The following is a 13,368-nucleotide window of genomic DNA, read 5'->3' as shown; positions in this document are numbered from 1 at the left end:
TAAGACGCATGACCTGAAGGAACCGCTGGCTGGCGGCGGGCTATCAGAATTACGTGAAGGTGAAGCTATGTCACAGTTTGATCTGCTGTTTGAGCCATTGAAGATAAATAAACTGACTATCCGCAACCGCATTGTCAGCACGGCCCATGCCGAGGTGTACGCCACGGATGGCGGAATGACCACCGATCGCTACGTGAAATACTATGAAGAGAAAGCGAAGGGAGGATGTGGCCTCTGTATCTGCGGCGGCTCAAGCGTCGTGTCCATCGACAGTCCGCAGAGCTGGTGGAGCTCGGTCAACCTGAGCACTGATCGTATCATTCCGCACTTTCAGAATCTGGCCGATGCCGTGCATCAGCACGGCGGCAAAATCATGATTCAGATTAGCCATATGGGTCGCCGTTCACGCTGGGATGGGGAAAACTGGCCGAATCTGATGTCGCCGTCCGGTATTCGTGAACCGGTGCACCGCGCCACCTGTAAAACGATCGAGGAAGAGGAGATCTGGCGCATCATTGGCGATTTCGCCAAAGCGGCGGTGCGGGCGAAAGCGGGCGGCCTGGATGGTGTCGAGTTATCGGCCGTGCATCAGCATATGATCGACCAGTTCTGGTCGCCGCGCGTCAATAAGCGCACGGATGAATGGGGTGGCAGCTTTGAAAAACGGATGCGTTTTGGCCTTGAAGTCCTGACTGCCGTGCGTGACGCGGTGGGGCCGGACTTTGTGGTGGGCATGCGCATCACCGGCGATGAGTTCCATCCGGACGGCCTCAGCCATGAGGACATGCGCCAGATTGCCGCGTACTACGATAAAACCGGCCTGGTCGATTATTTCGGTGTGGTCGGTTCCGGCTGTGACACCCATAACACGCTGGCTAACGTGATCCCCAACATGAGCTATCCGCCCGAGCCGTTCCTGCACCTGGCGGCAGGCATTAAAGAAGTGGTCTCGGTGCCGGTGATCCATGCGCAGAATATTAAAGATCCCAATCAGGCACAGCGCATTCTCGCCGCGGGCTATGTGGACTTTGTCGGCATGACGCGCGCCCACATCGCCGATCCGCACCTTATCGCCAAAATCAAAATGAATCAGGTAGACCAGATTCGTCAGTGCGTCGGGGCGAACTACTGTATCGACCGTCAGTATATGGGGCTGGATGTGCTGTGTATTCAGAACGCGGCCACCTCGCGCGAGTACATGGGGCTGCCGCATATCATTACCAAAACCGACGGCCCTGTTCGCAACGTCGTGGTCATCGGCGGCGGGCCTGGCGGACTGGAAGCCGCACGCGTGGCAGCCGAGCGCGGTCATAAGGTGACACTGATCGAGCGCGCCAGTGAACTGGGCGGGCAGATCACCATTGCCGCCAAAGCGCCGCAGCGCGACCAGATGGCGGGGATTACGCGCTGGTTAGCGATGGAGCTGGCGCGCCTTAACGTTAACGTTATGACTGATACGACAGCGGATACGGCGATGATCCGGGACCTGAATCCGGATGTCTGCATCCTCGCTACGGGTGGACAACCTTTCCTTGAACAAAATCCGGAATGGGGCGCAGCCGACGGAAGGGTGGTCTCCAGCTGGGACATTCTCAACGGCGTGGTGGAGCCGGGCAAAAACGTACTGGTGTACGACGCCATCTGTGAATTCTCTGGCATGTCCGCCGCCGACTTCCTGGCGGCACGCGGCGCGTTAGTCGAACTTGTCACTGGCGACATCAAACCCGGCATTGGCATCGGCGGCACGACGTTCCCAACCTACTATCGCAGCCTGTATGAAAAAGCGGTCGTGATGACCGCTGATCTGGCGCTGGAGAAAGTGTATCGCGAAGGCGAGAAGCTGGTGGCGGTGCTGGAAAATGAGTATACCGGCCAGAAAGAGGAGCGGGTGGTCGATCAGATCGTGGTCGAGAACGGCACGCGTCCTGATGAGGCGCTGTACTACGCGCTGAAAGCCGAATCGCGCAACAACGGGCAGATTGATGTAGAGGCGCTGTTTGACATCAAACCGCAGCCGGTGTTGTCGCAGCCGGGCAGTGGCATGATCCTCTGGCGCCTGGGCGACTGCGTGTCGCAACGCAATGCCCACGCCGCGATTTACGATGCACTGCGTCTGTGTAAGGACCTGTAATTCGCCGTCGTTGACGTGCAGCCCGCGCGCTGCACATCGCAGAAATTGTCTGGTAAGGGCACATCATGGTACTCGATCGGTTACTTCCCTGGTTACTGCTTGGCGCAGTGATACTCGCCCTCATCGGTATGGTCAGGCGCATGCTGCTCTGGCGGCGCGGGCAACCTGAAAAGGTGGCCCTGCTGAGCGGTTTGCTGGCCATGCCACGGCGCTATCTGGTCGATCTGCATCATGTCGTGGCACGCGATAAATACATGTCGCGCACCCATGTGGCGACCGCAGGTGGCTTTGTCCTGTCAATGTTACTGATTCTGGCGGTTCACCTCTTTCGCATCAGCAACGTACTGGTCAATGGCGTACTGGCGGCCGCGCTGATCGTCATGTTTACAGGCGCGCTGTTTGTCTGGTATCGCCGCCGCAATCCGCCCGCCCGGCTTTCGCGTGGCCCCTGGATGCGGCTGCCGAAAAGTCTGCTGGTGTTTGCGTTCACCTTCTTTATCACCACATTGCCGATCTCGGATCGGTTTGGCGAGGCCGGACGCTGGGCGCTGGCGCTGCTTCTGCTGGCGGGCATCATCTGGGGACTGGGTGAGATGGTGTTTGGCATGGCCTGGGGCGGACCGATGAAACATGCCTTTGCGGGCGCACTGCATCTGGCTTTTCATCGCCGCCCGGAACGCTTTGGCGGCGGACGTTCAACCGGACTCAAAAGCGTCGATCTCAATGCGCCGACGCTGGGCGTCGAAAAACCGGCGGATTTTAGATGGAATCAACTGCTCGGATTTGACGCCTGCGTCCAGTGCGGTAAGTGCGAAGCAATGTGCCCGGCATTTGCGGCGGGTCAGCCGCTAAACCCAAAAAAGCTGATTCAGGACATGGTGATCGGTATGGCAGGCGGCAACGATGCCCGTTTTGCGGGCAGCCCTTATCCCGGTGTACCCGTCGGTGAGGCCTGCGGCCAGCCGCATCAACCGATCGTCGGGGGGCTGATTAAAGAAGAGACGTTGTGGTCCTGTACGACCTGCCGCGCCTGCGTTGAGGAGTGCCCGATGATGATCGAGCACGTTGATGCCATTGTCGATATGCGCCGTTTTATGACGCTGGAAAAGGGGCAAACACCAGGCAAGGGCGCGGCAGTGCTGGAAAACCTCAGTCTCACTGACAACCCGAACGGCTTTAATCCGCGCAGCCGTACGCACTGGGCGGCTGACCAGAACCTGCCGCTGATGCGCGACGTGAAACAGACCGACGTGCTGTTCTGGGTATCGGACGGCGCGTTTGATATGCGCAGTCAGCGTATCCTGCGCGCCTTCGTCAATATTCTTAAGGCCGCCAATGTGCGTTTTGCGGTGCTGGGCGATGAAGAACGGGATAGCGGCGACGTGGCGCGGCGGCTGGGCGATGACGCCACATTCCAGCGCCTGGCGAAAAGCAACATTGCGACGCTGCAACAGTATCGTTTTAACCGCATCGTCACCACCGATCCGCATGCCTTTCACTGTCTGAAGAATGAATATCCTGAACACTATCCGGCTGGCACGCAGCCCGACTACGAGGTGCTGCACCACACGACATTCATCAACGAACTGGTTAAGGCGCAGCTCCTGGACCTGAAGGATTACAAGGGCGGCAAGGTGACCTGGCACGATCCCTGTTATCTCGGCCGCTATAACGGTGAATACGCCGCTCCGCGCGAAGTGCTGGCGGAGCTGGGGATCACGCTGTCTGAAATGACCCGATCCGGCTTTCGTTCCCGCTGCTGCGGTGGCGGGGGCGGTGCGCCGGTGACGGATATTCCTGGTGAACGCCGTATCGCCGATATGCGCATGGAGGATGCCAGAGAGACCGGGGCGGAACTGATCGCTGTCGGTTGCCAGCAGTGTACCGCGATGCTGGAAGGCGTTGTCGGGCCACGTCCGGCGGTAAAAGACATCGCCGAACTGGTGGCTGAGGCGCTGAGCGAACCCAAAAAACCGCTGCCCGCGAAAATCCGCGACCGCCAAATTGCTGTGGAGGTTATCTGATGGAAACGATCATACGTCGCGATCCGCGCCTTGAGTGGATCAGCCGCAACCGCCTGCATCCCGACCATGCGGAGCGGTGTCAGCCGCCGCCGGAGAGCCGCGGCCCGTCAGGGTTGCTGCGCAAAAACCCGCACGTCGTAGGCTTTACCGGCCCGACTGGCCTCAGGCGCATTGACCGCGAGAACGGTAATGCCTGCGTGCAGCTCGCCAGCCGGCGTCTGGCCGGGGCTGATCATCCGGTCGAACGGCCGCTGTATCGTGTGGAGCAGCCCGATTACTGCGTGGCCGTGGTGCTCGACATGTCCGGCGGACGCCTTACCCGCCACGATCGCGATATCCTGGGCCAGGCTCATCAGCTGATCCAGCATGCTGGTGGCGCTGGCGTGGTGATGGCCGTGGTGTTTGGCGAGCATCGTGAAGGGGACTTTGCGACGGCCGGTGTGGATCGCCTGCTGCATCTCAGCGGCGAGCACTACACCGGCTACCGCCCGGAGCAGCGCATTCATGCACTGATGGCGGTTGAAAAAGAGTGGGCACCGCGTTTCTGGCTGTTCCCGGACAGCGTCGCGGGCGGCTTCGAACTTGGTTGCCGGTTTGCCGCCCGCACGGGCGAACGGCCCGCAACCCAGGTCTGGCGCGTAACCGGGGAAACCTGCACCAGCCGTGCCGCAGGCGGCAGCGCGGATATTACCCGACCGCTTGCGCGCGTGATGTTGCTGGCGGAGGAGTGCGCCGAACCGATCGACGACACCCGGCATGAGGTCTTGCCGGTCAGCATCGGGCCATTGAGTATCCGGACAAAACGTATTGAGGACTGCGGCCTGATACCGGTCGATCCGGCTGCGGTGCCGCTGGGCGAAGCGGAATTCATTCTGTCGGCAGGCAATGGCATCGGCAACTGGGAACAGTTTCATGCCACGGCCGCGCTTCTCGGGGCCACCGAAGGCGCAAGCCGTGTCGTGGTGGACAGCGGTCATATGCCGCGTTTCCGTCAGGTAGGGGCCACCGGCACCTGGGTAACGGCACGGGTTTATGTGGCGGTGGGCATCTCCGGCGCGGTACAGCATTTACAGGGCATTGCGCAGTGTGACCGGGTGATTGCCATTAATACCGACCCCGGCTGTGATATGGTCAGCCGCGCCTCGCTCAGCGTGATTGCCGACAGTGATGAGGTTCTGGCAGCGCTGGCACGGCGGGTGCGTGACTGGCGCAAAGAGGAGTTACATCATGCAGCATAATGTGCAACACAGCGGCTGCCGTATCACCGCGCTGGTGTCGGTGGGCAGGCATCCGGAATCCGGACGCGCCCGTCGGGCGGAACAGGACGCCCGCGCGGTAGAGCTTGGGCTGACGCTGGCGCAGGACACCCTGGAAGTCCTGCATGCGGGCGATCCGCATGATGCGGCGCTGCGCAGCTATGCCGGAATGGGCGTGGAGGCGCTGCGCGTGCTCGCCATGGACGAACAGGGCGACGCGGTGGCGGTATTGAGCCATTACCTTAGTCAGGATCAGCCGGACGTGATCCTGACCGGCGGCCGGTCGGAGCGGGGTGAGTCGTCCGGTATGCTGCCTTTTCTGCTGGCGGAAGCGCTGGCGATGCCGGTGGTGGTCGGCGTGGCGGAAATCGTCAGCCTGAACGGCACCGATGCCGAAGTATTACAGGCACTGCCGCGGGGACAGCGCCGGTTGCTACGCATTGCGCTGCCGTTTATCGCCAGCGTCGACATGGCCGCCTGCGCACCGCGTCAGGTCGCCTTTGGTCCGGCAAGCCGGGCGACGATTATGGCGCAGCCGGGCATTGAGGTGCGGGATGCGGCAAGAGCGGAATGGCAGATTGCCCCGGCGGTCAAACGGCCGAAGCGTCTCAAAAAGATCAAAGCCAAAACGGCTGCTGACCGCTTTAAAGCGGCAACCGCCAAATCACAGAGCGACGGCGGAAAGGTTCTGCAAAATAAACCGGTAGAGGAAATGGCGCAGGCGGTCTTTGATCTGCTGCTGGAGGAGGGAGTGATTCGCTAGGGCAACGCTGATCCTGCCTGGCTTGATCCTCGCCAGGCAGGAATATCATCAGCCTTTCACGTTTTTGAGGATGGTTTCGCTGTACCAGTCGATAAAGTTAATCACGCCGAACTCATAGGTTTCCGAATAAGGGCCCGGTTGATAGCCGACAGAGTTAATCCCACGCTGGTTTTCTTCCCCCAGAACGCGATCCTGCTCATTGGTCGCATCCCAGACGGCACGCAGTTTCTCGGGATCAAAATCTTCACCCGCCACCGCGTCTTTATGCACAAACCATTTGGTGGTGACCATCGTTTCCTGCGCCGAGAGGGGCAACACGCGGAACACAATAAAGTGATCGCTCTGCATGTGGTTCCAGGAGTTCGGCAGGTGCAGGATGCGCATGGAACCCTGATCGTGACTCAAAAAGCGCCCCATGAGTCTGGTGCAGCCTTCGCGACCATCTATGGTCATCGCCTTCGTGCCCTCTTTCAGCGGCATCCGCACGATGCGGTTACGCAGGCCAAAGCTCTGGTGGCGATGGGGAATTCCCTGTTCGTCCCAGCGTGCGGCCTGTTTATTGTAGTAATCGTGGAAGCTCTGCGGCGCGCGCGGATCGTTGGTATCGTCCCACTCCAGCAGGCTGTTCAGCAGTTCAGGATGACTTCCGGCGCAGTGATAGCACTCGCGATTATTCTCCAGCACCAGTTTCCAGTTCGCTTTTTCGTACATGTGCGATTCTGCCGCCAGTTTGGTGTTTTCCACGTCATAGGGCGCCATGTATTCGTCCAGGGTGGCCAGAAAGGCGTCAAAGTCAGACTGTGGCGGCGCATCAGCCAGACAGACAAAAATAAAGCCGCCGGCGGTTTTGCAGTGCGCCTTTTTCAGCCCGTGCTGCTTCATATCAAATGCCTGATTCATTTCCGAGCCGGCAAATAACAGATTGCCTTTCAGGTCGTAGGTCCACTGATGATAGGGACACACCAGGTTCGCTACTTTGCCGCGCTCTTTTGAGCAGAGTCGGGAGCCGCGATGACGGCAGGTATTATGAAAGGCGTTAATGTTACCTTCCGCGTCCCGCAAGACCAACACCGGGTTCTGACCCACCTCAAGGGTGAAGTAGTCCCCTTTTTTCGGGATTTCACTGCTCATTCCGGCAAACAGCCACTCTTTCTGAAAGATCGCCTCCATATCAATGCGAAACAGAGTCGGGTCGTTATAAAGCGCCTGCGGCAGCGAGTAGTTGGGCTGACGCTTTTCGAGCAAATCGCGTATGCGGTCGTTCGCATCGACAAGGCTTGTACAGGTGATATTCAGCAGATCGTTATGGCTCATAGTGATCTTCCCGCGCGGTTAAGGAGAGTGTTTTGCGCCTTTCCAGGCGTAACAGGATGCCAACCACCCAAATTTTCCGTCAGGCCAGACGTTGATACACGCGTAACGGCTAAGGGTGACGTCCATGCTGCACGGGTTACGCGCACGCCAATGTTCTGCCAGCGACATCCATCCCCTCTGTTAAAGACGTGCGCGCGAAATTTCTTAGCGGGACGGTTTTTTTAAGCATTTCCGTGTCGCGAATAACTAAATGCTGAAACAGGGTTAAACGGAAAATCAGGCTTACCGGCTCAAAAGCCTGTTGCGATGTCGCCAGTCAGACAGGCAATTGAACTCTCCACTTCTGATGGGAATGAAACGTATGTCAGACCGAAATATCACCGTACTGAATACCAATGCTTTTGAGCCTGTCACAACACAAACCTGGACCAATGGCCGCCATGCGGTGCGCTGTGTGAAGGTGATACAGGAAACCCATGACGTGAAAACCTTCTGCTTTATGGCAGAGCAGCCGGTAATGTTCTTTTTCAAACCGGGGCAGTTTGTCACGCTGGAACTGCTGATCGAGAATGAAACGGTTTTCCGCTCCTATACCATCTCCAGTTCGCCCTCCGTGCCTTACAGCTTCTCCATTTCGGTAAAACAGGTGCCGGGCGGCGTGGTCTCGAACTGGTTACATGCCACACTGCACGAGGGCATGAATCTGGCAGTACATGGTCCGGTAGGGCAGTTCAACTGCATCGACTATCCCAGCAACAAGGTGCTGTACCTCTCTGGCGGCGTGGGCATTACGCCCATGATGTCGATGGCGCGCTGGTATTTTGATACCAATGCGGATGTGGACATGGTGTTTGTGCACAGCGCACGAACGCCGGAAGACATTATTTTCCGACGCGATCTGGAAAACATGACGGCGCGCATCCCCAATTTCAGACTGAGCATCATCTGTGAGCGGTACGAATCTGGCCAGTGCTGGTCCGGCTTCAGCGGTTTCCTCAATTTGGCGATGCTGCAGATGATTGCTGCGGATTTCAAGGACCGCGAGATTTTCTGCTGTGGCCCGACACCGTACATGCGTGCGATTAAAACGCTGTTACAGGAAGTCGGTTATGACATGACGCGCTATCACGAAGAGTCGTTTGGTGCCACACCAGAGGTCGTGCAGGAGCAGGTCGAACAGGAGGCCGAAGAGGCCGCTGAAATGGCCGACGCGCTGTGCAGTTCAGAACTGCTTAGCGTGGCATTCACCCAAAGCGACAAGAGCGTCAGAATCGCCCCCGGCGAAACCGTGCACGCCGCCGCGGCCAAACTGGGACTGCATATTCCAAAAGCGTGCGGCATGGGTATCTGCGGCACCTGTAAGGTGAAGTGCCTGGACGGCGACGTCGAGATGAACCACAACGGCGGCATCACCGATGAGGATGTGGAAGAGGGCTACATTCTGTCGTGCTGCAGCATTCCAAAGAACAATATCATCGTTGAATTTTAATGACGATCCGCATCGCCGTCTGGCGCACCCTCAGCGCGAGCACGTTTGCTGTGCAGTGCGCAACGGTGATGCAGCCTGAACAGGGGTAAAGCGCCGTTCACCGCAGCGGATAGACAGCCGCAGCGTCAGTGACAGGGCTTATTTTCTTTCTTGCTGGCCGTCCTCACTCTGCATCGACGCCTCACTCCCGCGTAAGGGCCGTCGAACGGGACATATGTCCTGCAAGCGTTCACAAAAGCGCACCAAACAAAAAGCCCGCTCAGGTTTCCCTGAGCGGGCTTTTCTTAATCTGGCTCCTCTGACTGGACTCGAACCAGTGACATACGGATTAACAGTCCGCCGTTCTACCGACTGAACTACAGAGGAATTGTTGGAACGGGGCGAATAGTAGCGGCGTCAGTACGGGATGTCAAAGCACTCTTTAACGGTTTACGTTCAAGTGCGTGTAAAAGCAGCGCATTGGCGAAGAACTGACGCATTCGCTTGCTTTTCAAACTGCTAACAGGATCTCACTTTAAACCCATTTCCAGGTAGATGTTAGACGCATGTCAAATTTTTGTTATTTGACGATATCAAAACACTTGTTTCAGTGCTTTTATGATAAAAATTTCAAAAAAGTAATTTATGGAATAAATAAACTGTTTACGGCGACAAAATGGAATGTTCTGAGATGTGTCCGCGTCGCCTGTAGTGCATGTTTATGGAAATCATGAAGATAAGAAAAGTGGTGGGGGTGTCAGAAAAGCGTCAACGTAGTCGTCTTACCTCAAATTTTCCATTAAAAACGCCAGCGAGGCGGTATGAATGTAAAAAATATTTTTCATTCAACAGGTCAGTCGCTAGCAAGTTAACAAATAAGAAGGGTCCCTATGAACATCAAAAAAACGATTGTTGCTTCACTGTTAGCCTGCATGTTGCCCGCCGCTGCGATGGCGAAAGATATTTCCGTGGGGGTTTCGATGGCGATGTTTGACGATAACTTCCTGACCATTGTGCGTAACGCTATACAAAATGAGATGAAAAAGGATGACGTAAAAGGCCAGATTGAAGATGCCAAAGGCGATGTCGCGCAGCAACTTCAGCAGGTACAAAACTTTATTGGTCAGGGCGTCGACGCCATTATTGTTAACCCGGTGGACACCGACGCGGTGAAACCGATTATCGATCAGGCATCTAAGGCGGGTGTGGCGCTAGTGTTCGTCAACCGCAAACCCCAGGCGCAGTTGGGTGACAAGATGGCGTTTGTGGGTTCTGACTCCGAACTGGCGGGCCGTCTGCAGATGGAAGCGCTGGCAAAAGCCATGAACGGAAAAGGTAACGTGGCTATTTTGCTGGGTGATTTGGCGAACGAATCCACCCGCGAGCGCACCAAAGGGGTGGAAGCGGTCGTGGCGAAATACCCGAATATTAAAGTGGTACAAAAGCAAACGGCGAAATTTAGCCGTAACGATGCGGTGGACGTCGTGAGTAACTGGATGACCGCCGGAGACGATATCAACGCTATCGCGTCAAACAACGACGAAATGGCCATCGGTGCCATTCAGGCGCTGGGTAAAAACGATAAACATATTCTGGTCGCCGGTGTCGATGGTACCCCCGATGCGCTGCAGATGATTAAGAACGGCAAAATGGTCGCCAGCGTGTTCCAGGACGCAAAAGGACAGGGTGAAGGTGCCGTTCAAACGGCGGTTAAGCTCGTCAAAGGTGAGAAAGTGCAAAAGATCGTCGATATCCCGTTCCAGCTGATCACCAAAGACAACTACACCAAATACACCAGCATGAACCAAAAATAAACGTCCTGAACCTGTGGAACGGAGGTGATGTATGACCGCGTTTGCGCTTGAAGCCGAAGGCATCAGCAAGTTCTTTCCGGGCGTGAAGGCACTGGATAATGTGTCGTTACGTGTGCGTCCGGGAACGGTACATGCGTTGATGGGTGAAAATGGCGCGGGCAAATCCACTTTAATGAAATGCCTGATCGGGATGTACCGTCCCGATCAGGGCTCCATTAAAATTAAAGGGGAGCCAGTGCAGTTCAGGGACACCATGGATGCGTTACGTTCCGGTATTTCCATGATTCATCAGGAACTCAACCTGGTGCCGCATATGACCGTCGCAGAGAATATCTGGCTGGGACGGGAGCCGGTGAAGTTTGGTTTTGTCGATCACGCCCGACTGAATGAAGAAACCCAGCAGTTGTTAAGCCGCCTGAACATCAGACTGAAAGCCGATCGGCTGGTGGGCGAACTCAGTATTGCGTCACAGCAGATGGTGGAGATCGCCAAAGCGGTGTCCTGGAACTCGGACATTGTGATCATGGACGAGCCTACCTCCGCCCTGACGGAAACCGAGGTCGCCCATCTGTTTACCATCATTCGTGATCTGCGCGAGCAGGGCAAAGCCATCGTTTATATCAGTCACAAAATGGATGAGATCTTCGCCATTACGGATGAAATCAGCGTGTTCCGCGATGGCAGCTGGGTGGGTAGCGACAGTACCAGCGCATTCACGCGTCAGTCGCTGATTACCAAAATGGTCGGACGTGAGCTGACGCAGCTGTTCCCGAAATTCAATAATGCGATTGGGGAAGAGGTGCTCACCGTTCGTCATCTGAGTTGTCAGGACCGCTTTTCCGACGTCAGCTTTGGCGTGCGCCGTGGGGAAATTCTCGGTGTGGCGGGTCTGGTTGGTGCCGGACGCAGTGAAGTGATGGAAAGCCTGTTTGGCATGGTGCCTTTCGACAGCGGCGAAATCCTGATTGATGGTGTGCCTGTCGCTATTGATTCGCCGTCGGTCGCCATCGAAAAAGGAATGGCGTTTCTGACAGAAGATCGCAAGAAGTCCGGGTTGTTTTTGGTGTTGTCGGTGTTAGAGAACATGAGCATCGTCAACATGCCTGAATACAGCGGTAAAGGCGGTTTTGTCAGTCATGTGAAAATGGCTCAGGACTGCATGGATCAGATCCGCCGTCTGAATATCAAAACCCCCACCATGGACCAAATCATTAATAACCTGAGCGGAGGGAATCAGCAGAAAGTGTTGATTGCCCGCTGGCTGCTGGCTCAACCCAAAATCCTGATTCTTGATGAGCCGACCCGTGGAATTGACGTCGGGGCGAAAGCAGAGATTTACCGTTTGATCAGTGAACTGGCCAACCGTGGAGTTGCCATCATTATGGTGTCGTCAGAGCTGCCGGAAATTCTGGGCATGAGTGACCGTATCATGGTGATGCATGGTGGGCGCATTACCGGCATCCTCGATAAAGACGAGGCCGATCAGGAAACTATTTTGTCGTTAGCATCCGAATGAGGCGCGAAACCACGATGAGTAATATGAAAGCAACGGCCACGCAGGCTCCTCAGCATCAACCCTCTTTTTTTGCGCATTTACGTCAGAAACTGCCAAAAGATACCGGCATTTTTGTCGTGATGGTCGGCATTGCGTTAATTTTCGAAATGTTTGGCTGGTATGTGCGCGATCAGTCCTTTTTGATGAACACCAATCGTCTGATTCTTATCGTCCTGCAGGTTGCCATTATCGGCATCATTGCTGTGGGCGTGACCCAGGTCATTATTACCACCGGTATCGATCTGTCCTCCGGGTCGGTTATCGCGCTCACTGCCGTGGTAGCCGCCAGTCTGGCGCAAACTTCAGATACGCTGACCCCGATGTTTCCGTCACTGGTGAACATGCCCGCGGTGGTGCCGATTGGGGCCGGCATTGGGGTAGGGTTATTGTGCGGTCTGATTAACGGCGTATTAATTACCCGTACCGGTATTCCCCCGTTTATTGCCACGCTGGGCATGATGGTGTCGGCCCGTGGACTGGCACAGTATTACACCCAGGGTAACCCTATCAGTTTTCTCTCTGACGGGTTCACCTCGATTGGCCAGGGCGCAATGCCGGTCATTATCTTCCTGGTGGTTGCGCTGGTGTTCCACATCGCACTGAAACATACCCGCTACGGCAAATACGTGTACGCCATCGGCGGTAATATGACCTCGGCCAAAGTGTCCGGTATCAACGTCAATAAATACCTGATTATTGTCTATACCATCGCAGGCGCGTTGTCCGGCCTGGCGGGCGTGGTACTGGCAGCGCGCGTCAGTAGCGGCCAGTCGAGCATGGGCGTGGGCTATGAGCTGGATGCGATTGCCGCGGCGGTTATCGGCGGCAGCAGCCTGATGGGCGGCGTAGGGCGCATTACCGGCACGCTGATAGGCGCGGTGATACTGGGACTGATTAAAAGCGGCTTTACGTTTGTCGGGGTAGATGCGTATATCCAGGATATCATCAAAGGCATCATCATCGTCGCCGCAGTGACCATCGATATGCGACGCAACCGTGCCAAACGCTGAATACGCTGCCGCCTTGGCGCTGTAGCGGCGCTG

The 13,368-nt window shown here is 56.4% G+C and carries 9 protein-coding genes and 1 tRNA gene; 8 read left to right on the top strand and 2 right to left on the bottom strand.

The genetic code is table 11. The annotated features are described in order from the left end of the window. Nucleotides 1-67 precede the first annotated feature (67 nt). From dgcA to RAC65_RS04400, 4 genes are all read left to right on the top strand, one after another. A complete protein-coding gene (dgcA, locus tag RAC65_RS04415) occupies nt 68-2,131 on the top strand; it encodes a dimethylglycine demethylation protein DgcA (RefSeq protein ID WP_054687575.1) in 2,064 nt (687 codons plus the stop codon). Nucleotides 2,132-2,196: 65 nt separating this feature from the next. Beyond that, nucleotides 2,197-4,155, top strand: coding sequence for a (Fe-S)-binding protein (locus RAC65_RS04410; protein WP_375096398.1), 1,959 nt, complete (start codon nt 2,197-2,199; stop codon nt 4,153-4,155). Next, nucleotides 4,155-5,393, top strand: a complete 1,239-nt coding sequence (locus tag RAC65_RS04405) for an electron transfer flavoprotein subunit alpha/FixB family protein (protein WP_054633521.1) — start codon at nt 4,155-4,157, stop codon at nt 5,391-5,393. The genes RAC65_RS04410 and RAC65_RS04405 overlap by 1 nt, the downstream gene beginning before the upstream one ends. Further along, complete coding sequence (locus tag RAC65_RS04400; RefSeq protein ID WP_033740372.1) at nt 5,383-6,174, top strand: electron transfer flavoprotein subunit beta; 792 nt, start codon at nt 5,383-5,385, stop codon at nt 6,172-6,174. Before RAC65_RS04405 ends, RAC65_RS04400 begins: the two co-directional genes overlap by 11 nt. A 48-nt stretch (nt 6,175-6,222) precedes the next feature. On the opposite strand, the gene RAC65_RS04395 is transcribed toward RAC65_RS04400, so the two are convergent. Continuing rightward, nucleotides 6,223-7,488, bottom strand: coding sequence for an aromatic ring-hydroxylating dioxygenase subunit alpha (locus tag RAC65_RS04395; RefSeq protein WP_054633523.1), 1,266 nt, complete (start codon nt 7,486-7,488; stop codon nt 6,223-6,225). Between the two features lie 361 nt (nt 7,489-7,849). Between RAC65_RS04395 and RAC65_RS04390 the strand changes: the two genes are divergently transcribed. After that, nucleotides 7,850-8,977: a hybrid-cluster NAD(P)-dependent oxidoreductase gene (locus tag RAC65_RS04390; protein WP_152998353.1), complete on the top strand. Its 1,128-nt coding sequence runs from the start codon at nt 7,850-7,852 to the stop codon at nt 8,975-8,977. Between the two features lie 290 nt (nt 8,978-9,267). On the opposite strand, the gene RAC65_RS04385 is transcribed toward RAC65_RS04390, so the two are convergent. Continuing rightward, nucleotides 9,268-9,343, bottom strand: a tRNA-Asn gene (locus tag RAC65_RS04385). A 503-nt stretch (nt 9,344-9,846) separates the two neighbouring features. Here RAC65_RS04385 and RAC65_RS04380 point away from each other — a divergent pair. The 3 genes from RAC65_RS04380 to RAC65_RS04370 are packed head-to-tail and all read left to right on the top strand — an operon-like array spanning nt 9,847 to nt 13,335. Next, on the top strand, nt 9,847-10,770 hold the full coding sequence (locus tag RAC65_RS04380; protein ID WP_033740368.1) for a sugar ABC transporter substrate-binding protein: 924 nt from the start codon (nt 9,847-9,849) through the stop codon (nt 10,768-10,770). A gap of 31 nt (nt 10,771-10,801) precedes the next feature. After that, on the top strand, nt 10,802-12,286 hold the full coding sequence (locus RAC65_RS04375) for a sugar ABC transporter ATP-binding protein (protein WP_033740365.1): 1,485 nt from the start codon (nt 10,802-10,804) through the stop codon (nt 12,284-12,286). Between the two features lie 23 nt (nt 12,287-12,309). Next, a complete protein-coding gene (locus RAC65_RS04370; protein ID WP_369974382.1) occupies nt 12,310-13,335 on the top strand; it encodes an ABC transporter permease in 1,026 nt (341 codons plus the stop codon). Nucleotides 13,336-13,368: the final 33 nt, after the last annotated feature.

The organism is Pantoea sp. BS_8 (assembly GCF_041954965.1).
Lineage (GTDB): Bacteria > Pseudomonadota > Gammaproteobacteria > Enterobacterales > Enterobacteriaceae > Pantoea > Pantoea stewartii.
This window is presented reverse-complemented; position numbering and strand designations above follow the sequence as displayed.

Bases quoted from the DNA above. Each gene is read 5' to 3' on its own strand.
- dgcA (WP_054687575.1), top strand. From the start codon at position 68: ATGTCACAGTTTGATCTGCTGTTTGAGCCATTGAAGATAAATAAACTG.
- RAC65_RS04410 (WP_375096398.1), top strand. From the start codon at position 2,197: ATGGTACTCGATCGGTTACTTCCCTGGTTACTGCTTGGCGCAGTGATA.
- RAC65_RS04405 (WP_054633521.1), top strand. From the start codon at position 4,155: ATGGAAACGATCATACGTCGCGATCCGCGCCTTGAGTGGATCAGCCGC.
- RAC65_RS04400 (WP_033740372.1), top strand. From the start codon at position 5,383: ATGCAGCATAATGTGCAACACAGCGGCTGCCGTATCACCGCGCTGGTG.
- RAC65_RS04395 (WP_054633523.1), bottom strand. From the start codon at position 7,488: ATGAGCCATAACGATCTGCTGAATATCACCTGTACAAGCCTTGTCGAT.
- RAC65_RS04390 (WP_152998353.1), top strand. From the start codon at position 7,850: ATGTCAGACCGAAATATCACCGTACTGAATACCAATGCTTTTGAGCCT.
- RAC65_RS04380 (WP_033740368.1), top strand. From the start codon at position 9,847: ATGAACATCAAAAAAACGATTGTTGCTTCACTGTTAGCCTGCATGTTG.
- RAC65_RS04375 (WP_033740365.1), top strand. From the start codon at position 10,802: ATGACCGCGTTTGCGCTTGAAGCCGAAGGCATCAGCAAGTTCTTTCCG.
- RAC65_RS04370 (WP_369974382.1), top strand. From the start codon at position 12,310: ATGAAAGCAACGGCCACGCAGGCTCCTCAGCATCAACCCTCTTTTTTT.